The organism is Mucilaginibacter sp. NFX135, from assembly GCF_048565145.1.
Lineage (GTDB): Bacteria > Bacteroidota > Bacteroidia > Sphingobacteriales > Sphingobacteriaceae > Mucilaginibacter.
In genome coordinates, this window is sequence record NZ_CP183412.1 from 1,880,138 (window position 1) to 1,902,887 (window position 22,750).

Genomic DNA, 22,750 nt, shown 5'->3' on the forward strand with positions numbered 1-22,750 from the left:
GTTTTAATTAATCTTCCCTTACAACCTCATTCCCCTCAAAAAATCTTCAATACCCATGCGTTTTTTACCTTCCAACTGAATATCGGTAACACTGATAAAACCATCTTTGGCGGCAAATTTCAGGTAGGTTTTGTTATCAGTGAGGAAACCGCCGGGCTGTATAGCCGGTTCAGTTAGTTCCAGCTCCGAACCATATATTTTAAGCACCTTACCATTTAGTTCTGCATATGCCGTTGGGATAGGACTAAGCCCGCGGATTTTGTTATAAATGTTTTGTGCCGGTTGTGTCCAGTCTATAAGGCAATCTTCTTTAAAAATTTTAGGCGCATGTTTCAGTTCTTCGCCGGTTAACAAGGCTGTTTGCGGGTGCTCATGGTAGCGGCCGCTTTCCACCGCTTTTACGGTTTTAACCAGCAGACCGGCACCTTTGTTCATGAGCCAGTCATGCAGCATGCCAGCTGTTTCATGGCCATTCAGCGTTACCTTTTCGGTAAACAGCACATCGCCGGTGTCTATCTCGTGTTTCAGAAAGAAGGTGGTAGCGCCGGTTTCTTTTTCGCCGTTGATGAGCACCCAGTTAATGGGCGCCGCGCCGCGGTATTGCGGCAAAAGCGAAGCATGTAAATTGATGGTACCCCTTGGCGGCATGGCCCAAACTACCTCGGGCAGCATCCGGAATGCTACCACCACCTGCAGATCGGCATGTAGGGCTTTCAACTCGGCCAAAAAATCCTGGTTTTTTAACTTTTCGGGCTGCAGTACTTTCAGTCCGTTGGCTACCGCGTATTGTTTTACCGCCGATTCACTTACCTTTTGACCACGGCCCGCTGGTTTATCAGGAGCCGTAACCACGCCTACAATATTGCTGCCTGCTTTAATCAATGCATCTAATGATGCAACCGCAAATTCGGGCGTACCCATAAATACAATTCTCATGCTATTTCTTTAAGTAGTGAGTTGTGAGTGGAGAGTAGTGAGTAACTGGATTTGATTAATGATTTTATTCATTGTTTTTAAAAATCTTAAAAATCAAATACTACCTACTCACAACTCACCGCTAACTAAACTATTCGTATAATAAATATTTGCGCCTTATCGTTTTAAACTTATTTAAACCAGGTTCCCAGCTTTTGCGTATTTCTTCTTCGCTTTTACCCGCTTCAATTTGTTTCCTTAATTCGGGGGTGCCTGCCAGTTTGGTAAAATAGGCGTTGAAAAAATGCGCTTTATCAGGAAAAGCTTTGTATAGTTCCATCAGCAACGACAGATCAAGCCGACCTTTCTTGCGGATCATATCAGTACTCCGTTCTTTTAAATCCACCCCGAAACATTCCTTGTCTTTCTGCGGCGGATCCTCGCTCATGCCTTTGATACTTACGGGAGTGAACGAAAATGTATATTTCCCTTTTAACAAGGGATGACCCACCTCCAGGAAAGGAAAAAATGTGCCACGCCCCAGGCTAAACGTGGTGCCTTCAAACAAACACACGCTTGGGTAAAGGATGATGGATTGATCGGTGTTTAAATTGGGCGACGGATTTACGGGCAATCTGTAAGGTAAGGCGTGTTTGTAATTAGCCACCTTAATGATTTTTAATTTACACTTCAGGCCACCCCTTAACCAGCCTTCGCCATTGATCATCTGGGCATATTCGGCAATGGTCATGCCATGGCTGATGGGGATAGGGTGCATAGCTACAAAGGCACGGGGCACATTGGCCGTATCCAGTATGGGCCCATCAATCAGGTAGCCGTTAGGATTGGGCCTGTCCAGTATCATAAGTTCGATATTATTTTCGGCACAAGCCTCCATTACATAGTGCAGGGTTGATATGTAAGTATAAAAGCGAACCCCAACATCCTGAAGATCAAATATCATCAAGTCGAGGCCCTTCAGGTCTTCAGGTGTAGGTTTATAGTGTTTATTGCCATACAGGGATATTACAGGCAAGCCCGTTTTGGTATCTACAGCATCATTTACGCTGGCGCCGTTGCTGGCATTCCCCCTAAAACCATGTTCAGGACCGAATACTTTTTTTATAGTAATACCGGCATGCAGTAAACTATCCACGCTTGACTTTAAATTTTTGCCAATAACAGAAGTTTGATTTACCACCATCCCAATATTTTTTCCCTTAAGATAGTTAATATACAGCGGAATTTGATCGGCACCGGTAATTATTCCGGGGATTATTTTTTCGACTGAATTGATTTTTGATGAGTCGCAATTGGTGCAAACAGCCGGGCTACCGCAAGCCGTACTTGTCCATAAAACCGTTATAAAAGCACATTGCAAAAAAATACGTGTTCTTAGCATAAAATATTATGGTTAAACAATTTTTAAAGTAGCAGGTTTAGCAGCAAAACCGCATATTTGCGAAGGTACAAAAAATCATTCTGCATTGAGTTTCGCCTCTTTTATATCAGCCCGGATAACATTTAAGTCAAAACGCACCTTTTCAAAACTGATTGTGCGCATTGCCATTATTGGTATTATGCTGGGTTTGGGGGTGATGATACTTTCGCTGGCCATTGTGAAAGGCTTTAAGCGCGAGATCCGCGAAAAGATCCGTGGTTTTGCCGGCGATATCCGGGTGGTGAAATTTGATCTGAACAGTTCCTACGAAAGCTCACCTTTCATGGCCGACCCTAAATTTGAAGGCCGGGCGATGAAAAGTCCGCTGATTACCCGGGTAATGCCCTTTGCTACCAAACCGGGAATTATTAAAGCCAATAATGAAATAGAAGGCGTGGTGCTGAAGGGCGTTGATAAAAACTACGACTGGGACTATTTTAAAAAAACTATGGTAGCCGGCGATGTGATCAACTTTACCGATTCTGTCGAGGCGCAAAAAGAGATCATGCTATCGCAAACCACGGCAAACCGCCTCAAATTAAAGGTAGGCGATAAGCTGCTGATGTATTTTGTTCAGGAGCCATTGCGTAAACGGCAGTTTAAAATTAAGGGCATTTTCAGTATCGGGGTAGAAGAGGTGGATAAAACCTTCGTGATTGGCTCGCTATCACTGATCAATAGGCTTAACGACTGGAAGCCCGGCGAAATTGGCGAGTATGAACTACATGTGTCTGATTTTAACCAGGTAGATTATGCCGCCAACAAGCTAGATGAGATACTGCCGGTGAAATTACGTTCCTATACCGTTGGTGAAGACTATCCGGCCATATTTGAATGGCTTAACCTGCTGGATGTAAATTCGGTGGTGATGTTGGTGCTGATGGTAATTGTAGCGGTGATCAATATGATATCGGCATTGCTCATCATGATCCTGGAGCGCACCTCCATGATAGGTATGTTCAAAGCCATGGGCGCCACCAACTGGAATATACAAAAAGTGTTTTTATTTAACGCAACTTACCTTATCGGCTTAGGATTGCTGTTGGGTAACGCCTTAGGTTTGGGCCTGGGTTTCTTTCAGCAGCAAACCCATTTTTTTAAGCTCGACCAGGCATCCTATTATATGACCTTTGTTCCCGTAGAGTTTAGTTTTTCCGATATTTTCCTGCTGAATTTAGGCACGCTGGTTATTTGCCTGCTGGTGCTTATTATCCCCTCTATGCTGGTGAGTAAAATATCGCCGGTAAAAGCAATCAGGTTTAAGTAGAGGCTAAAGTTCCTCTAAAAAAGTGTAATGATAACCATTATGCGCAAATACGTAGTTATCCCAAAAAGCCTCGTCGTCCATAGTGCATGATGAGTCAAGAAAACCGATATCATCCCAATGGGATATTTGTTTAAGATCTTCAATGATAAGCTGTCCGTAAAAGAAACTAAAATCGAAACTGATAGGAGTAAAGTAGGTCCATTTGTAAAACTTTCGTATCCGGTTGTCAAAAAGAAAGTAATAAAGAGCATAATTCTTATCTGCATCTTTAACCAGGCTGCAAAACAGGGTGTAGCTTTTATGTTCTGGAAATATCGTTGTATATCCAACACGTAGGGCCTCAAATTCTTGATATCGTTGCGAATAATTAATCCTTAGCCGTTCAAAAAATGGGATAATAAACTCAGCTTCAATGTAATTATTATAAAGGCGATTTATCTTTTCTTTTTTCTCTTGTTTTAAAAGAGCAACCAGACTCGGGTTATCTTTAAACTCTTCCATCTCAACGCGGCGTATGGTAATTGTTTCACCATCGCGGTTAATGGTGAGTGGTTCCTGTGGTCTGAAAATTGATTGCTCCCAAAAATCTTCATATTCAGATTTTTTTATTATGCTTTCTTTTATGGCCTGTTCTGATTTTAAATCACCATAAAAACATAATTCTTTTATAATGAACCACTGCTGTTCAAAATAGATGCCTGTAAATATTATGGAAAAATACCGGTAAATGCCTTCTTCGATACATTCCTCAACTGACTTGTTGTGCCATGAATTATTTGAAATGTAATTCCTGGTTAATTCAGGATCAAAGTTTGTAATGGAGCGCCCATTTACTTGTTCATGTAAATAAGCGAAATCGTCATAATCAATAGTGCTTATATCAACCAGTGTGGCTGCATAAAATTTATCATTTTTTTGGCTGAAAGCGCCGCCTAAATAACCGACTAAAAGATTTGCATTTACTCTTGATAATAAAATCGCTTCTAAGTCGCTATTGTAATTAAACATAATAGATGATTATGCTTAAAGATAACTGCTTATGCCGGAAATAAAGGCGGTAATGTCTATTTTTTCTGGGTCGTAAAATTAAATTTCAAATTCAAACCTGCCGAACCGAATTGGATCTGTTGTGAACCCAGGCCATCAATAGGGTATTTTAAGAATGGCTCGATGATCAAACGGTTGCCTTTACCCACAGGGGTACCTATACCGAAAGACACATTGAGGGTTTTGGCAAAATAGAAACTGTTGAAGCTTTTACGGCTTACATCTTCTGTTGTTTGTGTAGAAGCCCCGGCCGAATAACCATAAACGGAGGTATAGGCCTCGTTGATAAATGTACCTGAACTTAGGCCGGCCGAAACATAAGCATCGGTTTTTTGCGGGTTAAATTCATATTTGATATTTATAGGAATATCCAAACCAACTAAGCTGGCATTGTAATTTTTAAGCACCGGGAACGACGAGTTTGCAGAAAACAAGGTCTGCTTGTCAAAAGGGGCAAAAGCCTGGGGGGCTTTGGCTAAAGCGTCAAGGCTGGAGGTTGGAGGGGCACTCCCATTATAACTCAATGTATTTTGGGCCAGCATTACACCGGTTGATAATTTTAAGTTTTTAGTCAGTTTGATATCTGAGGTAACACCCGCGCCGGCATTTACCTGATTACGGCTGCCTTTGGCGTAGTTAAAAAACGTAGCTGCGTACACGCCGAAACGTACTTTTTTATCCGCTGTATAATCCTGTTTGTTTTTCTCTGGTTGTTGGGCTTGTTCCTTTGCAAACAATGCCTCCATACCCTTTTTAGGTGTTTGTACCTGCTGCTGATTTAACATGATCGACCCTTTGGTGGCTGCAGGAGCCGTAACAGGGGGTTGCTGCGTATTAATTTTCGCTATAACAGTTTTAGCGCTATCAACGGGTTGGGTTTTTTTAGCAGGCTGAGTGACAGCTGTATTGGTATTGGAATTCTTTGTAACCGCTATATACTGCTGCGCATTTGTTTTGGCTGCCACATTTTTAGTGCTGTCAACAGTCTGTTGGGTTTTAAACGCAGATGCAGCCGGCGTATTACCAGGGATCTGTGAAGGCTGGTTTACGCCGGTTCTGGCATAAACAGGTGCCTGTGCCTGTGATATTGCTGCACCCGGCACAGGGGGTACCACGTTAGGCTTATAAGGTGCTGCTTTCCGGATAACGAGTCTTTTTGTACCGGCTAAAGGGGCTGCACCAGTATCAAGAGCATTGTTTTTATTAGCCGGAGTTTTTGTTGTAGTCAGTAATGCAGCGCTATCGGCAGTTATAGTTTGTTCTGTATGCTTTTTTATCGGTTTTAAGGCCAGTGTATCAATGGGTTGTTTTTTAAACGTCATCCAAAGGCCAATGCTTAAAAATAACAGTATAGCGGCGGCCGCGCTTGCCCACCATAGCCAGGCAACCGGACGTTTCTTTTCCGTTTCAGGAAATTTTTCCCTGAGCAATAACCAGCCTTCATCAGCAGAAGGAAATGAGGTGTCGTCAAAATTATCAAACACCTCCCTGATGCGGTTGCTTAAGTCGTTATCCAACTGCTCATCCATGGTTTTGTGTCTCTTTTCTTAACATTTTTCTTAATCTTTCTTTTGCCCGGCTCAGGTAAACCCTTGATGAGCTTACCGGAATAGCGAGCATGTTTGCAATTTCGTCGTGATTATATCCGTCTATTTCGTATAAATTAAAGATGGTAAGCTGAATTGCAGGCAGCTCATTCATCAGTTTTAAAATATCCTGCACATTTAAATTATCAACTGTGCCCACATTGCTGCTAAGAGGGGCAGCATTATCCAGATCAACATTAAGCTGAAATTTAAGATCCTTACGCCTGCGGTCAATGGCGGTATTAACCACTATGGTGCGTAACCAAGCTTTAAAAGGTTTATCAATGTTATAATTATGTATAGCATTAAAAACCTTTATAAAGGCGTCATTTACAGCTTCTAAGGCATCATCCCGGTTTAAACTATAACGCAGACTTATACCCATGGCATAGCCATAGAATAGCTTATACAGCATTTCCTGGTACTTTAAGCTGCCTGTTTTGCATTGGCTGATGATCTCTTCTTCAGTAATGCGAGGGGGTGAATGCATTAAATATATTTAATTCCGCCTATAAACGTTGTTGTTGATCTATAGTACCTTACGTGATAAGGAACTTTATTGATACACCTAAAAATAATAAATTTTCAGCTGACCAGTTTTTTGACCCGGTATTTAACGATTAAAAGACCAGCAGTACTTGTTACCACTGGTCTTTACCGTTAAGATAGGTAGATGGTTAATGTAAAAAGCTGCCACCCCTAAAAGCGACAGCAGTTAAATTAAAACAATAATTAATTTGAAGTTTTTTTAAGGTCGTAGAAAAATATAGTGTCCTGTGTTGTGCTGTTATTTGGACGTATAAACTGAAGCTGTGTGGTATTCATCCGGTATTGATAATCACCTGCTAAATGATAACTGGTTTGAGGTCCCGGTACATAAGTGCTGTCAATAAAACGTATAATCTGTCCATAGGGATCATATTGAAAAAGCCCCCTGCTAAGCGCGTGTATGCTCGGAGTAGAGCTGGTTACAACATATTTGCTTGGCGCGGTTATGGTCACAGCGAAAAGAGGATCGTTTTTTACGGTATCGTAACCTGAGCCTGTTGTTTTTTTGACAAGCAGCTTGAATTTTCCACTATAAGAGCCAGTCGGTGCTGCCGGTACAGGAACGGGATCACTTTTAGTTGAGCAGGCTTCACTTAATACAACTAATGCTAACAATGGTAATACTAAAAATAAATTTCGCTTCATAATCTTCATCTTTTTAAACATTACGTGTGCATTTACTGAAACGATACATCAGGTAAAAATTTTTACAGTTTTTTTGCCTCGTCCCAAAATATATCCATCTCAGCCAGGCTCATGTCCTGTAGTTGTTTTCCGTTCTCTTTGGCTTTAAGTTCCAGGTACTGAAAACGTTTGATGAATTTTTTGTTTGTTTTTTCCAAGGCGTTCTCGGGGTTGATATTGATAAAACGGGCATAGTTGATGAGCGAGAATAACAGATCGCCAAACTCGCCTTCGGCTTTTTCATGGTCGATGGTGCTTTCATCCTCAGCATTAAACTCGTTCCTGAATTCCTGCATCTCTTCTTCAACCTTAGCCCATACCTGGCTTTTTTCTTCCCAGTCGAAACCCACACCGCGTGCTTTTTCCTGTATGCGTGATGCTTTTACCAATGCCGGTAAGGAAGCCGGCACGCCACCCAGTACCGATTTGTTGCCTTCTTTCAGTTTGATCTGTTCCCAGTTGCGTTTCACATCCTCCTCGTTTTGTACCTCTACATCGCCATAAATATGCGGGTGCCGGTTGATGAGTTTTTCGCATACGCTGTTGAGCACATCTGTAATGGTGAAATCATTAGTTTCCGAAGCTATTTTGGCGTAAAACACCAGGTGCAGCATAATATCGCCCAGTTCCTTTTTTATTTCGGGCATGTCGGCGCCTAAAATAGCGTCACTCAGCTCATAGGTTTCTTCTATAGTAAGGTGCCGCAGGCTTTCCAGTGTTTGTTTTTTATCCCATGGACAGTTGGCCCTTAGATCATCCATAATATGGAGCAGGCGTTCAAATCCGGTGGCAGGGGTATTGGCGGTAGCTGGTGCTTGTAGCGGCATATGTTTTTGTTTTTATGCTGCAAAGATAGGGGTTTTGGGATGCAAGAGGTAAGAATCAGAAATCAAGATAGAAAAGGAAATTAATGCGTAGTTCGAAGTCAGAGACTTCGAACTACTATGCCTGTAGTTTATAACTACAGTAATGATGGTTTGTATTGATTATGCCTGTAGTCTGAAGACTACAAGCATAATCGTCCAAAGTCGGAGACTTCGGACAGCGCACGGTTTGAGCAGTGAAAAAAATGCATAATAAGTTAAGCAAATTCTGAAAATTTTAAAATTCTGTTAATTCTGATTCAGACAATACTCACTGCTTCCTTCACTCCGCGCAGCATTTCGCGTTTGCCGGGAGCGCCGGGTATTTTTTGTATGCTAAAGCCTAAGCTTTTCAGCATCCGTTTCAAATTACCGGTTATGGCGTAGGTAACAAATACGCCGCCGGGTTTTAAAAATTGGGTAACATGGCTTATAGCAGGCAGTTCCCACATTTCGGGCTGATGTATGGCGGCAAAGGCGTCGAAATAAATAATATCGTACTGATGGGTTGTGGTAAAGTCCATCAGTTTGCAGTGTGCTATTTGCAATTGGGTATCAGCATCGATACTTACCTCATTTTTTAAAGCATCCGGATAATGTTGCAGATAGGCATCCCATAGTGTGGCAGGGATATACTGCTCGTAGCCTGTTTGAGCCATCATATCCGTTGTAAGCGGATAGGCTTCGATCCCGGTGTATTGCAGATTTATTTGTCGATCGATACAGTAAGCTGCGCTCAACAGAAAGTTAAGTCCGGTACCGAAACCAACTTCCAGTATGCTGGCTTCGTGAACATTGTTTTGAGCTAAAAAATAATCCAGACCGGCATTTACAAATACATGTAAACTCTCCTGCAAAGCACCATGCCGCGAGTGGTAATGCTCGCCCACAGCGGCATTATAAATGGTTTTGGAGCCATCGGCTGTGGTTACTATTTTTAGTTCATGGTTCATGGGTAATAGATCATGGTTCATAGTGTTTTTAGGCACCGGAAATTATTAATTTTTAGTGCCAAATTAGCTAATAGGTTGATGTTCAAAAACCATGATCTATGAACCATGAACTATCAACTTCTTTACGCAAACTCCACAATCACCTCGCCCAGGTCATAAACAGGTACCTGTTTTATTTTGGCGGCTACTATGCTGGCTGCTGCTGCCGAGCGATAACCCGCGGCACAATGTATCACTACGGGTTTATCGGTTGGTATTTCGTTGATTCGTTCGCGCAATTCGGGCAGGGGTATGGTGATGGAATCTTTAAATACCTTGCCATCGTTTACCTCACCCCGGTTGCGTACATCAACAATATGATAGTTGTTGGGGTTGGTCCTGAAATCGTCCAGGTCAAGCGTGGCAGATATTTCGGAAGCATTAACTGGTGCCAATAACGCTGCCTTGATATTTTTTTCGTAGCCTATTTTAGCTGCTTTTTTGATGAGGGTGTTTAAACTGTCCTCGTTTTCAGCTATCAGGTAAAAAGTTTCATCCGGACCTAATATTGAACCCAGCCAGGTTTCAAATTTTTCGCCATCCTGCAGGTTAATTGCGCCTTTAAGATGACCGTTTCTGAATTGTTGTTTTGGACGTGCGTCGATCAACAGTATATCTTTTTCAAGCCTTGTTTCAGGACTTATCCTGGGGATAGTATCTATACTTTGCTGCAATAGCGGCGCGCCACTTTTATTCAAATCAACATCATAACCAAAATATTTGGGCATGAAAGGCTGATCGGTAGTGAGGGTTTTAACAAAGGTCATTTCGTCCATCAATTGCAGGGCGTAGTTTTCGCGCAGCTCGCGACCGATGGTGCTCTCCAGGTCCGGACTCATGTTTTTACCGCACAATGAACCAGGCCCATGTGCCGGGTAAACCACCACGCTTTTAGGCAGGGTCATCAATTTATGACGGGTGCTCTGGTACATTTGTTTGGCCAGTTCTTCTTTTTTAGCGGTAATGTTGCCCACATTCTCGCGCAGGTCGGGTCGGCCTACATCACCTACAAACAAGGTATCGCCGGTAAAAATCGCGGCGTCCTTGCTCTGTTCGTCTTCCAGTAAAATGCAAATGGAATCGGGTGAGTGACCGGGGGTATTGATGGCTTTCAGTTTGATATCGTTCAGCTGTATCACATCGCCATCGTCAAATGTTTCGTGCGGATAGGTAGCACCTGTTAACTTACTGCAATAAATTACGGCATTGGTAGCCTGGTGAATTTCCAGGTGCGAGCTTACAAAATCGGCATGGGGGTGCGTTTCAATAACGCCTACAATATCGGCATCGTGCTGACGTGCAAAGTCATAATAAGGCTGGGGATTACGTGCCGGATCAATAACGATCATTTTACCTGTACGGATCACGGCGTACGATGCATGCGCCAATCCTTTATCGTAGAACTGTTGAATTATCATATTATAAGCACAAAGATAAAGGTTTTGGCGGGTTGTTTTACGGCTGAAATGTTTACGCGCTGTAAATATTAATACGATTAATACGATGGAATATGCAGTAATTCAGATGTTTTTGAAGGAAGAATGGAGCTAGTCTTCATTTTTTTTTGTCATCCTGAGCGGAGCGAAGGATCTTCTTCAGTAGATACATTGCAAAACAGATGCTTCACTCGTTCCTCGACAAAACCTTGTTACGTTCAGTAATCTTTCACTATTTTCTCAAAATCTTTTCCATCGCTTTTCCCTTCGCCAGTTCATCAACTAACTTATCCAAATAGCGAACCTTCTGCATTAGTTTATCTTCGATCTCTTCCACACGATACCCGCAAATCACCCCCGTGATCTTGGAAATATTCGGGTTAATTTGTGGTGCCCGGGCGAAAAAAGTTTCAAAATCAGTTTTATTGTCGATGAGTTGTTGCAAGGTTTGTTGATCATATCCTGTCAGCCAGAATATAATTTCATCTACCTCTTCTTTAGTGCGGTCTTTCCTTTCGACTTTTTTGATATAGAGCGGATAAACACTTGCAAAAGACATTCTGTAAACTCTTGTATTATCCATGGTATTGGTTATTAATAGGTATGTAAAGTTACAAAATCGGTGAACATTGACCATAGGCTGAAAGCGCTGGACTGGTGCGATTCCCCCCTGGAGGGTAATAGCCCATGAGTAGACATAACGGAAAAATAATATTAAAAAGGGAGCTGTCACCCTGAGCTCCGTCGAAGGGTCGCGCGCAGAGGCCTGCCCACCATGCTTCGACGAGCTCAGCATGACACCCTTTTTTGAACAAATGTCTAATGATGGGCAATTACTCTCGGGAGGGGGTAGGGGGTATTCGTGATGCATGTCGTATACCCGCTCTTGGCCGCGGGAGGGTGGGGAATATGTAAAAAATAACGTCATTTGCGAGCGCAGCGTGGCAATCTCCTACTTACAGAGCGGACCTGCCTTTCGGGGATTGCTTCGTACCTCAATGACGGGTGGAGAGAGGGTTGGGTGAGGCATAAAACAAACAAAGCCCGGCTTTCACCAGGCTTTGTTTTATACTTAGTACTCAAGACTAACAACTTAAGATTCAAACCCAGCACTACCAAACCTTGATCCGGTCTTCGGGTTTTTTGTACATTTTGTCGCCGGCTTGCACGTTAAAAGCCTTGTACCAGGCATCGATATTGGTGAGCGGCGCGTTGGTGCGGAACTGTTCGGGCGAGTGCGGATCGGTCAGGATGCGTTGCGCTGCCGACTCGGGGCGTTGCCTGCTGCGCCATACTTGTGCCCATGATAAAAAGAAACGCTGATCGGCAGTAAAACCGTCAATTTTTTTATTTTCCTGACCCTGTTTGGTTTTTTTGTAGGCTTCGTAAGCTATGTTTAAGCCGCCCAAATCGGCCAGGTTTTCGCCAAGGGTTAGTTTGCCGTTCACATGCAAGGTATCTATCACGGTAAAGGCATTGTATTGGTCAACTACCTGGTTGGCACGCACTTTAAATTTATCGGCATCGGTTTTTGTCCACCAGTCGCGCAGGGTGCCATCGGCATCATATTGGCGGCCCTGATCATCAAAACCGTGAGTCATTTCATGACCTATTACCGCGCCTATGCCACCATAGTTTACCGCGTCATCAGCCTTAAAATCAAAGAAAGGGAACTGCAGGATACCAGCCGGGAAAACGATCTCGTTGTTGGTTGGATTGTAATATGCGTTCACGGTTGGCGGTGTCATACCCCAGCGGGTTTTATCAACCGGTTTGCCCAGGCGGCTCAGGTTAAAATTATAGCGCCATATAGATAAGGCTTTCAGGTTACCGGCATAATCGTTACGGTCAATCACCAAACCTTCATAAAGTTCCCATTTATCTGGATAGCCTATTTTTACAGTAAACGCGGCCAGTTTTTTAAGCGCGCGGTCTTTGGTCTCGGGGCTCATCCACTCCAGGCGTTTAATACGGTCGCCCAGGGTGCCTTTCAGGTTATTCACCAGGTTGATCATGTATTGTTTGGCGGCCGGTGTAAAGTATTTTTCTACAAAAAGCTGACCTAACAATTCGCCAATGCTGCCATCAACCAGGCCGCTCATGCGTTCGTTACGCGGCGTTTGTACTTTTTGGCCAGTTAATACCTTGCTGAAATCAAAAGTAGCGTTTACAAACGGCGAGCTTAGTGATGATGAAGCTCCTTTCAGGATGCTCCATTTGAGGTAAACTTTCCAGCTATCAACAGGGGCGGCTACCAGCAGCGAATCGGCCGCTTTAAAAAAACCGGGCTGGCCAACCAAAACCGTATCCTGTCCGCTGGCTTTTAGCTGCGGTAATAAAGTGTTCCAGTTTAAATGCGGGGTGATCTTGCTGAAACCATCAACCGAAAATTTGTTGTAGGTAACGTTAGGATCGCGCATGGCCACACGGCTCAGTTGTGCTTTGGCCAGGCTGGTTTCCATGCTAAAAATAACATCGGCATTTTTAACAGCTTCTTCGTTACTCGTACCGGTTAAGGTAAACAGCGCAACGATATATTTTTTGTAAGCATCCTGGATGCCTTTGGTGCGGCTATCAGCTTTCAGATAATAGTCGCGATCGGGCAAACTGGTACCGCCCTGGTTAAAACCCACCACGTATTTGTTTACGTTTTTCTCGTCCTGCCCAACACCGAACCGGAAAAGCGGGCTGCCTTCGCCATTAACACGCTGATAGGTCATCTCGCCGATCACGCCGTCGAGGTTATTGATTTGGTCGATACGTTGCAGATCGGGTTTTATAGGATCATAACCACGTTTTTCGATAGCCAGGCTATCCATGCCGCTGGCATACAGGTCGCCAACACGCTGTCTTAAGCTGCCCTTAGGCTGTGAGGCCGATGTTTTGCTCACTTCATTAAGCAATCCTAATAATTTATCGGTATTTTCCTGCCGCAGGATGTTAAAGCTTCCCCAGCGGGTTTCTTTGGCAGGTATGGCGTTTTGTTTGATCCAGTTGCCATTGGCGTAATCAAAAAAATCATCGCCAGGTTTTACACTGAGGTCCATATTGGCCGGATCAATGAATTTTTTAGGGACTGCAGGTTTGTGTTTTGGTTTGGGAGATGTGCCGCCACCGGCAGCGAAACTGTTGGCCGACAAGGCTAATGCGCCCGCCAACATTACATAGGACAACTTTAATTTCATGTTAATTGTTAAAAATTAAAGTTAATAAATTATGCCAGACATACGCAAACCGGCTAATGAAATGCTTAGCGATTAAACCAGTTGATGAAAAAGGAAAGCTTTGATTTTTTCAGAATATCAAGCCAAAAGCGATGCAAGTCCATTGATTTCATGGCCATTTACGGTTGTTCTTATACTAAACGCCTCTATTGTAAAATTATTGTGATGAAGCGGAGTAAGGATAGAAGGAGCAAAGACAGAAGTAGTCAACTCACCCCGCCTACGCTTCGCTGGGTGACCCTCTCTTCCGCTTTGCGGTAAAGAGGGTTAGAAAATTCTTTTTTATAGTCCCTCTTTGCGCCGAAGGCGGAGAGAGGGATGTCGAGCGAAGTGATGACAGAGTCGACTCCGCGCTTGACAATTAGAATTGCAGGCATCAAATAATTTCTGTATATTTCAGTAAGCCGACGCGGCATTCTGCCCTGTTTGAAAAACATAATTTTATCCCTCAACTAAAGAATAAAAAAACCGACCGTTAAGTAGGTTAGCTATTTTAATAGCTGTTATTCGATACTTTTTAAAGTTTTAAAAACCGCCGAAAATTTGTTAAAAAGTGTTAAAATAGATGGTTTTAATCAAATTTCAAGCAGTTTTTGATCGGTTTTTACCCTATTTTTGAGCCGAAAAGTGTTAAAATTGAGACTTTAATAAGTTTTTGCTATTTGAATTTTATAATTTTCTGTCTGATATGAAGAGCCGGTCATGGCAAAAAAACGTGGGAGTATATCGATACTAAAAATGGTTATATAATCCCTGAACTATCGGCTATGAACTAAGCGGGCAAATCCCTATTTTTGCGCGTTATGAGTATTGCTAAAACATATTTGCCCAAAGAAACCGAAGAGAAGTGGTATAGTTACTGGTTAAAGCACGATTTTTTTAAATCGGTGCCCGATGAGCGTGAGCCTTATACCATAGTCATTCCGCCGCCCAATGTTACTGGCGTTCTGCACATGGGCCATATGTTGAATAATACCATACAGGATGTATTGGTTCGTCGCGCCCGCATGAAGGGCAAAAATGCCTGCTGGGTTCCCGGCACCGATCATGCCAGTATAGCTACCGAAGCAAAAGTAGTAGCCATGCTCAAAGAACGCGGCATCAGCAAAGCTGATTTGACCCGGCCCGAGTTTTTGGCTTATGCCTGGGAGTGGAAAGAGAAATACGGTGGCATTATCCTGGAGCAGCTTAAAAAATTAGGCGCATCCTGCGATTGGGACCGCACCAAATTCACAATGGATGAGGACCTGTCCGAAGCGGTAATAGATACCTTTATCCACCTGTACAAAAAAGGCTTGATCTATCGCGGTATCCGCATGGTGAACTGGGATCCGCAGAGTAAAACGGCTGTATCCGACGAGGAAGTTATCCGTAAGGAAGTTAATCAGAAACTGTATTATATACGGTATGTAGTTGCGGGTAGCGAGTTGCCGGGTTCGGGTGAAGCTGCAGGAACCACGCAACACGCTACAGGCAACTATCTTACCATCGCTACCACCCGTCCGGAAACTATTATGGCCGACGCGGCTATCTGTATCAATCCGAATGATGAGCGCTATGTGCATCTGCATGGTAAAAGTGTTTATATTCCCTTAATCCACCGTACTATCCCGGTTATCCTGGACGAATACGTGACCATGGATTTTGGTACCGGTTGTTTGAAAGTAACTCCGGCGCATGATTTAAATGACTACGAACTGGGTCAAAAACATAAGCTGCCCGTTATTGATATTTTAAATGACGACGGTACCCTGAACGATAAAGCCCAGATCCTGATCGGGGTTGACCGTTTTGCAGCCCGTAAAAAGATAGCGGTGTTGCTGGAAGAAGCCGGCGCGCTGGAAAAAGTAGAGGACTATAAATCGCAGATCGGTTTCTCGGAACGTACGGATGCGGTTATCGAGCCAAAACTATCTATGCAATGGTTCTGCAAGATGGGTGAAATGGCCAAACCCGCGCTTGACTATGTGCTGAACGGCGACATTAAATTGATACCTGATAAGTTTATCAATACCTACCGCCATTGGATGGAGAATGTAAGGGACTGGAATATCAGTCGCCAGTTATGGTGGGGGCAGCAGATCCCGGCCTGGTATTTACCAAACGGTGAGTTTGTTATCGCCAAAAATGCCGAAGAAGCATTGGTTGAAGCTAAGCTCAAGAATCCTGCATTCACTGCTCAGGATCTCACACAAGATCCTGACGTTGTTGATACCTGGTTTTCGTCATGGTTATGGCCTATATCAGTATTCGGCGGATTTAAAGATCCCAACAATGCCGATATCAATTATTATTACCCAACCAACGACCTGGTGACAGCACCTGAGATCCTGTTTTTCTGGGTAGCCAGGATGATCATGGCCGGGCATGAGTTCAGGGGCGAAGCGCCATTCCGGAATGTATATCTTACCGGTATTGTGAGGGATAAACTGGGCCGTAAAATGTCAAAACAATTGGGCAATTCCCCCGATCCGCTCGACCTGATAGCTCAGTACGGTGCCGATGGTGTACGTGTGGGTATGCTGCTTTGCTCGCCTGCAGGTAACGATCTGATGTTCGATGAAAGCTACTGCAAACAAGGCAGCGGCTTCGCCAACAAAATATGGAACGCGTTTAAGCTGGTAAAAGGCTGGGAGGTTGATGATACCCTTGCCAATCCCAATACCATAGCGATAGATTGGTTTGCCAGTCGCTTTGACCAGGCATTGGGCCAGATAGAAGATAACTTTGCACAGTATCGTTTGTCGGAAGCCTTAATGGATACCTACAAACTGGTATGGGACGATTTCTGTGCCTGGTACCTGGAAATGATCAAACCGGTTTATCAACACCCTATCGACCGGGCTACTTATACCGCTACGATACAATTCTTTGAAAATATACTGAAGGTTTTGCATCCTTTTATGCCTTTCCTGACCGAAGAATTATGGCATGATGAGCTGTTTGGTGAACGTGCCGAAAAAGAGTGCTGTATTGTTGCACAATTGCCAGTTATTGGGGAAATTAATGCACGGCTACTAAGCGAAGTAGAAACGGTGAAAGAAGTTATTGGAGCAGTAAGGAATACTCGGCAAACAAAACATATTGCTGATAAAGAACCGCTTGAGCTTTTAGTAAAAACAAACTCTGGTATAAATTATCTGCATTATCAGGCTATTATAGCCCGGCTTGGAAATATAAGCCGGTTTTCGGAAGTTACTGATAAAGTAGAAGGGGCTATTAGCTTTTTAGCTTCAACGGATGAGTTTTATATCCCTTATAAAGAAGAAATTGATCCGGTAGCAGAGCGCGCCCGTCTTGAAAAGGAGAAGGAATACCTTTTAGGTTTTTTAAAATCGGTAAATGCAAAGCTCACTAACGAACGCTTTATGAGCAATGCCAAACCTGAAATTATTGAAATTGAACAGCGTAAAAAAGCTGATGCCGAAGCCAAATTACAGATCATTCAAAAGGCACTTGACGATTTGGCTGGTTAATTGCATGTAAAAGTTCGCTGCAAACAGCGGTAAGCTAAAACGATACTACCCGGTTAGCTTACCGCATTAGTAAAATGTTTGCTGCCCTGATATGTGCCCAAAAGCGAGTTTTTTTAACTTCTCCATCTACAAAATCATTTCAAAGGAGCAATCCTTTCTTGATCAGGCACGTATACGCTTGTTATATTATGGTTTCTTCCTGGTGTTTGTGGCTTCGGCTGCATTACTAACCAGTGTTTATTTCCAGGGACAGATGATGCTGGCCTACACCTGTGTATTTTTAATGCTTAGCATCGTTGTGCTGTTTAAAGCCTTAACGTATAAGCCCAACTGGCTTGCCATATCACATGCCTTGCTCATTGTAGGTACATTGGTCAATGTGAGTATTGTATATTTATCCTTGCAAAGCATCAATATAGTTACAGTGCAGGTGGTTATCATTGTAATTGTATTTAGTTATTATATGCTGGGCCAAAAATGGGGCTTGATATACTCCTTGCTAAATACGGTACCCATATTGCTTTTTTTGTTTATTGAGCGCAATTACAATTATGCCATACGCATAAAGCCCGATAAGATAGACCAGTCAACCATCGTGATCAGTCTGTTTGCCAATTTTATCATACTCATTTTTATCCACAGCCACCTATATAACGCGTTTGTAAAAAATCTGCGGCAGCTAAGAGAAAGCGCTCATGAACAAAAGACCCTCAATCAAAAATTAAAAAAGGCCATTGAGAAGGCTGAAAAATCGGCACATGCTCAATCGGAGTTTTTATCAACCATGTCGCACGAGATCCGTACACCCTTAAACGCAGTGATCGGAATGAGCAATCTGCTGATGATGGGTAATCCAAGACCAGAACAAAAAGAGAACCTGGAGATATTAAAATTTTCGGCAAATAACCTGCTGGCTGTAGTAAATGACGTGCTCGACTTTAACAAAATTGAATCAGGAAAGCTGGTATTTGAAAACGTTCGCTTTGACCTGGTTGAGCTGATGTATAATATTTGCGGAGGGCAGATGTTAAAGGCACATGAAAAAGGTTTGCAGTTTACGCTTACTGTTGACAATGCCTTAAAAAGCAAAGTTTTTTTTGGCGATCCTACCCGTATCACCCAGGTGATTTTTAACCTGGTTAATAATGCTATAAAATTTACACCCAAAGGGAATGTATGGGTCAATGTTACCTGCCTGGAGGATAGACATAATAACCTGATCGTTAGATTTTCGGTAAAGGATACCGGTATAGGTATTAAAGAAAGTGGCCTGAAGAATATATTTGAACCTTTTACCCAGGAGTCGTTAAACACCACACGGGAGTATGGAGGTACCGGTTTAGGTTTGGCCATTGTAAAACGCCTGCTCGAATTGCAGGGCACCCATATTGAGGCGATCAGTAAAATTGGTGAAGGGTCTGAGTTTTTATTTAATATGGAGCTTTCCGTGTCAACAGAGGTGATTGCCGAAGGGATGACCAAGCACCCGGAAATAGGCGAAGAAGAGAGTTTGGAATGCTTAAAAGTACTTATTGCCGAGGACAACATGGTGAACGTTATGCTGATGAAGAAGCTGTTATCAAAATGGAAAATAGTACCCACTATTGCCGAAAATGGCGAACGTGCTGTTGAATTTATGCAATACGGTAACTTTGATATTATACTGATGGACCTGCAGATGCCGGTAATGAACGGATTTGACGCGGCCCGGGAGATCAGAAAAATGGCCGACCCTAAAAAGGCAAAGGTTCCCATCATCGCGCTTACCGCCTCGGCGTTGGTTGATATCAAGGACCGGGTATTTAGGGTAGGGATGAATGATTATGTATCAAAACCATTTAAACCTGACGAGTTACTGGAGAAGATCCAAAACCTGATAACCCTGATTTAAATAGTTCCGGGGTAAACAGGCATATCCTCTAAAAACAGATATTTTTTGTTGATGTGGTCAATACGGCAATAGTAATGCTGCAAACCATTGCTAACTGCCAATAGCGAAACCTGGTGGACCATATTGTACCGGGCTATCTGGTCAAATGTTTTCTGATCAATGGCTATTGATGGGGCCTTGCATTCCACAATCAATATTCTTTTGCCTTCGGCATTAAATACAACAATATCTGTGCGTTTTTGCAGGCCGTTAAGCTTCATACCCCCCTCCAGCTTAATTAATGCGCGCGGATAGTTTTTATGTTTAATCAAATATTGTACAAAATGCTGGCGTACCCATTCTTCGGGGGTTATAATAATATTTTTCTTCCTGATTTCGTCAAACAAACTGAGCTGCCCGTTTTGATCGGTAATTTTAAAAGCATAAGGCGGAAGATTAAGCGGCTGCAGCAGATCCATTCTTTAAATTCAAAATTCAAAAGTAAAAATTCAAAAGGATAAGCAGGCTGTCTCGTAGTGTTTATTTTCGTTTTGTAGTTCAAGAGTGCCCGGCAATTTTTACTTTTGAAGCCTAAATTGAAAAGTATTTTTGACTTTTTAATTTTTAATTTTGACTTACCAACATGTCCGCAGCAGAGTTATTAAAAGATATTAAGAACCGTAAGTACAAACCCCTGTATCTGTTGCATGGTGAGGAGCCTTATTTTATTGACCTGGTAAGCAATTATATTGAACACAGCCTGTTGTCCAATGCCGAGAAAGGGTTTAATCAAACTGTAGTATATGGTAAGGACACCGATATGATGACAGTGCTCAACGCCGCCAAACGTTACCCCATGATGGCCGATTACCAGGTTGTACTGGTAAAAGAGGCCCAGGAGATGAAATGGGGTAAGGATGATGACGGAAAAAAAGGTATAGATCCGGTGTTAAGCTATCTTGAAAACCCATTGCCAAGTACTATACTGGTGTTCTGCTACAAATATGGCAAGTTTGATAAGCGGAAAAAAACATATAAGGCCATCGAAAAAAATGGGATCGTTTTTGAATCGGCTCCTTTGTATGATAATAAAATACCGGCCTGGATAGAGGGCTATATCAGCGAAAAGGGCTACAAGATCAACGCGCAGGCATCGGCCATGCTTTCGGAATACCTGGGCAATGATCTTTCAAAAATTGCCAATGAGCTCGAAAAACTGATGCTCAATGTAACTGCCGGTCAAGAAATTACCCTTAAACATATCCAGGATAATATAGGCATCAGCAAGGAGTATAACGTATTTGAACTGCAGGCGGCCCTGAGTAAAAAGGATGCCTATAAAGTTAACCAGATCATCAATTACTTTGAAGCTAACCCCAAGGCCAATCCCATTGTACTGGTGCTGGGCAACCTGAATAATTATTTTAGCAAGGTGCTGGCCTATCATTATGTGAAAGATAAATCGCAGCAAAACCTGGCCCGGGAGCTGGGGGTGAACCCGTTTTTTGTAAAAGATTATGAACAGGCCGGTCGTAGCTATAATTATCAAAAAACTATGCGGATCATCAGCTATCTGCGCGAGTATGATTTGAAAAGCAAAGGTGTGGAATCAAACGCCCCGCATGGCGAATTGATGAAAGAATTGATGTTTAAAATTCTTCATTAAGCAACCCTTATTGTTTACAGCCTGGTAAATGCACGTAACATTTCTGTTAGGTGTATCAATCTGCCATTGTTGTTCGTAGTGATCAGGGTTGCATAAAAACCGCCTTTAAAGCACTTCTGTACAATTTTAAGTATCCTGAAATTACCTCCAACGAAAGTATTGTACCTGATTGTAAATAATCTTTTACAATCACACGCCTCCTAACAGGTAAGATATTTTATAAGTTCACGTTCAGAAAGTGTCCTGCAAAACTTTCGCAAGATGATGTTTATTAACTTAATTAACGGGTATGATACTTTTATTTTGCGGTCTGTCAGGAGCCGGCAAAACAACATTAGCCAAAAATGTTGCTGCCGAATTAACAGAACTTGGCATAAAGATCGAGATTATTGATGGTGATGAATATCGGCAGGAAATCTGTAGAGATCTTGGATTTTCAAGGGAACACAGGAGCGAAAACATCAGAAGGCTGGGATTTGTGGCCAGTCGTTTCTCAAACCAGGGTATAGTTACCATTATCAGTGCCATAAATCCATACGAGGATGTTAGGCGGGAATTGGTTAACCGGTATGACGATGTAAGTATAGTACACATTGATTGCCCGGTTAACAAACTAATTAGCCGCGATACCAAAGGCCTTTACCAGCGGGCACTTTTACCAGAAGGCCATCCCAGTAAACTTTTAAACTTAACGGGTATCAATGATCGGTTTGATGTACCGTATGATGCCGATCTTTATATTAACACCAGCGAAAATTCTATACAGCAAAGCACCTCTTTATTGGTTTATTTTATACTAAATAATCTTTACGCTACCGAAAAAGCTTCTAATAAAATGACAGATAATTTTTAAGCTGACTACCTGCTTAAGCATTTTAAAACGATCGTCCTTTTATAAAACTATGCAAAAAAGAACCCTTATCATTGCCGGAATGCACCGGTCCGGTACCTCACTTATCTCTAATTGGCTTACCAAATGCGGTTTGCAACTTGGCGAACAAATGGTTGGTCCGGGTTGGGGAAATGAAGATGGCCATTTTGAGGATGTTGAATTTTTAAAAATTCACGAAGAGGTTTTGACCAACAATAACCTGCCATCCTCGGGTTTAACGGATGTACAAATTGATCACTTTTCTATATATGAAAAAGAAAAGTTGAAAAGCATCATCAAAATTAAACAGCAGTTGTATGATCAATGGGGATGGAAGGATCCGCGTACATGTTTGTTTTTAGATGTTTACCAGGAATTGCTGCCGGATGCCTTTTACCTGATCATCCTGCGCGATTATCAATCTGTAGTAAGTTCACTACTCCGGCGGGAATTTAAAGATGTAGAGCAAAAATACATGAGCCGTACTTATGTATCCAGACTGATATGGCAGAAATTCAGGAGATCACGTAAGCTTAAAAAATTTTACGCTGATTCCGCATCAAAGTTTTTAAAGGTTTGGATAGCCTATAATCAGGATATTTTAAACTGTGTTAAAAAGCTTAACAGTAATTCATTTATTGTAGTTAACTATTCCTTGTTGAATAAAGCTGACACCCAACTTTTCTCGTTTCTTGAAAATAATTGGAACTTTACATTAAAGTATTTCAAATTTAAAGATGTGTTTAAAGAAAGTCACATTGGTAAAGATATTGACATTGACCTGCATATTGCTGACAAGGAGCTTATTGAAACTGCAAAACAATTGCAGGATGAATTAAAGAAATATATACAGTTTTCGTGAT

Annotated in this window: 18 protein-coding genes; 6 read left to right on the forward strand and 12 right to left on the reverse strand. The window is 42.4% G+C overall.

Translation table 11 applies throughout. The features are described from left to right. Positions 1 to 18: 18 nt before the first annotated feature. Together fmt and ACNURT_RS08205 are read right to left on the reverse strand one after the other, a co-directional pair. Positions 19 to 936, reverse strand: a complete 918-nt coding sequence (fmt, locus tag ACNURT_RS08200) for a methionyl-tRNA formyltransferase (RefSeq protein WP_419701311.1) — start codon at positions 934 to 936, stop codon at positions 19 to 21. 130 nt (positions 937 to 1,066) lie between these two features. After that, positions 1,067 to 2,317 (reverse strand): exo-beta-N-acetylmuramidase NamZ domain-containing protein, encoded by a 1,251-nt coding sequence (locus ACNURT_RS08205; RefSeq protein ID WP_419701312.1) that lies wholly within the window; start codon positions 2,315 to 2,317, stop codon positions 1,067 to 1,069. Between the two features lie 85 nt (positions 2,318 to 2,402). On the opposite strand from ACNURT_RS08205, the gene ACNURT_RS08210 reads away from it, so the two are divergent. Further along, positions 2,403 to 3,623 carry an ABC transporter permease gene (locus ACNURT_RS08210; protein ID WP_419701313.1) on the forward strand — a complete coding sequence of 407 codons (1,221 nt, stop codon included), beginning with the start codon at positions 2,403 to 2,405 and terminating at the stop codon, positions 3,621 to 3,623. 3 nt (positions 3,624 to 3,626) lie between these two features. Here the strand turns inward: ACNURT_RS08210 and ACNURT_RS08215 are convergent, their stop codons facing one another. From ACNURT_RS08215 to ACNURT_RS08255, 9 genes are all read right to left on the reverse strand, one after another. Continuing rightward, on the reverse strand, positions 3,627 to 4,631 hold the full coding sequence (locus tag ACNURT_RS08215) for a hypothetical protein (RefSeq protein WP_419701314.1): 1,005 nt from the start codon (positions 4,629 to 4,631) through the stop codon (positions 3,627 to 3,629). Positions 4,632 to 4,687: 56 nt separating this feature from the next. Continuing rightward, positions 4,688 to 6,199 carry a hypothetical protein gene (locus ACNURT_RS08220; protein ID WP_419701315.1) on the reverse strand — a complete coding sequence of 504 codons (1,512 nt, stop codon included), beginning with the start codon at positions 6,197 to 6,199 and terminating at the stop codon, positions 4,688 to 4,690. Continuing rightward, positions 6,192 to 6,746, reverse strand: a complete 555-nt coding sequence (locus ACNURT_RS08225; protein ID WP_419701316.1) for an RNA polymerase sigma factor — start codon at positions 6,744 to 6,746, stop codon at positions 6,192 to 6,194. Before ACNURT_RS08225 ends, ACNURT_RS08220 begins: the two co-directional genes overlap by 8 nt. A gap of 242 nt (positions 6,747 to 6,988) precedes the next feature. After that, complete coding sequence (locus tag ACNURT_RS08230; RefSeq protein ID WP_370997687.1) at positions 6,989 to 7,450, reverse strand: hypothetical protein; 462 nt, start codon at positions 7,448 to 7,450, stop codon at positions 6,989 to 6,991. A gap of 62 nt (positions 7,451 to 7,512) precedes the next feature. Beyond that, positions 7,513 to 8,316, reverse strand: coding sequence for a nucleoside triphosphate pyrophosphohydrolase (gene mazG / locus ACNURT_RS08235; RefSeq protein WP_419701317.1), 804 nt, complete (start codon positions 8,314 to 8,316; stop codon positions 7,513 to 7,515). 296 nt (positions 8,317 to 8,612) lie between these two features. After that, positions 8,613 to 9,305: a tRNA (5-methylaminomethyl-2-thiouridine)(34)-methyltransferase MnmD gene (gene mnmD, locus ACNURT_RS08240; RefSeq protein WP_419701318.1), complete on the reverse strand. Its 693-nt coding sequence runs from the start codon at positions 9,303 to 9,305 to the stop codon at positions 8,613 to 8,615. 122 nt (positions 9,306 to 9,427) lie between these two features. Further along, entirely contained in the window at positions 9,428 to 10,762 is a 1,335-nt protein-coding gene (locus ACNURT_RS08245) for a rhodanese-like domain-containing protein (RefSeq protein WP_419701319.1), read from the reverse strand. A 250-nt stretch (positions 10,763 to 11,012) separates the two neighbouring features. Beyond that, positions 11,013 to 11,363 carry a DUF2200 domain-containing protein gene (locus tag ACNURT_RS08250; RefSeq protein WP_419701320.1) on the reverse strand — a complete coding sequence of 117 codons (351 nt, stop codon included), beginning with the start codon at positions 11,361 to 11,363 and terminating at the stop codon, positions 11,013 to 11,015. A 529-nt stretch (positions 11,364 to 11,892) separates the two neighbouring features. Beyond that, positions 11,893 to 13,965: a M13 family metallopeptidase gene (locus tag ACNURT_RS08255; protein ID WP_419701321.1), complete on the reverse strand. Its 2,073-nt coding sequence runs from the start codon at positions 13,963 to 13,965 to the stop codon at positions 11,893 to 11,895. 842 nt (positions 13,966 to 14,807) lie between these two features. Here ACNURT_RS08255 and ACNURT_RS08260 point away from each other — a divergent pair. Together ACNURT_RS08260 and ACNURT_RS08265 are read left to right on the forward strand one after the other, a co-directional pair. Then, the gene (locus ACNURT_RS08260; protein WP_419701322.1) at positions 14,808 to 17,480 is read left to right on the forward strand and encodes a valine--tRNA ligase; all 2,673 of its coding nucleotides are present in this window, start codon (positions 14,808 to 14,810) and stop codon (positions 17,478 to 17,480) included. A 91-nt stretch (positions 17,481 to 17,571) separates the two neighbouring features. After that, the gene (locus tag ACNURT_RS08265) at positions 17,572 to 19,371 is read left to right on the forward strand and encodes an ATP-binding protein (protein WP_419701323.1); all 1,800 of its coding nucleotides are present in this window, start codon (positions 17,572 to 17,574) and stop codon (positions 19,369 to 19,371) included. Here ACNURT_RS08265 and ACNURT_RS08270 read toward each other — a convergent pair. Next, a complete protein-coding gene (locus ACNURT_RS08270; protein WP_419701324.1) occupies positions 19,368 to 19,829 on the reverse strand; it encodes a type I restriction enzyme HsdR N-terminal domain-containing protein in 462 nt (153 codons plus the stop codon). The two genes, ACNURT_RS08265 and ACNURT_RS08270, sit on opposite strands and share 4 nt — an antisense overlap. A 164-nt stretch (positions 19,830 to 19,993) precedes the next feature. Between ACNURT_RS08270 and holA the strand changes: the two genes are divergently transcribed. The 3 genes from holA (at position 19,994) to ACNURT_RS08285 (ending at position 22,749) form a co-directional block, all read left to right on the forward strand. Beyond that, positions 19,994 to 21,016: a DNA polymerase III subunit delta gene (gene holA / locus ACNURT_RS08275; RefSeq protein ID WP_419701325.1), complete on the forward strand. Its 1,023-nt coding sequence runs from the start codon at positions 19,994 to 19,996 to the stop codon at positions 21,014 to 21,016. Between the two features lie 289 nt (positions 21,017 to 21,305). Further along, complete coding sequence (gene cysC / locus ACNURT_RS08280) at positions 21,306 to 21,869, forward strand: adenylyl-sulfate kinase (protein WP_419701326.1); 564 nt, start codon at positions 21,306 to 21,308, stop codon at positions 21,867 to 21,869. Between the two features lie 49 nt (positions 21,870 to 21,918). Further along, positions 21,919 to 22,749 (forward strand): sulfotransferase, encoded by an 831-nt coding sequence (locus ACNURT_RS08285; protein ID WP_419701327.1) that lies wholly within the window; start codon positions 21,919 to 21,921, stop codon positions 22,747 to 22,749. Position 22,750: the final 1 nt, after the last annotated feature.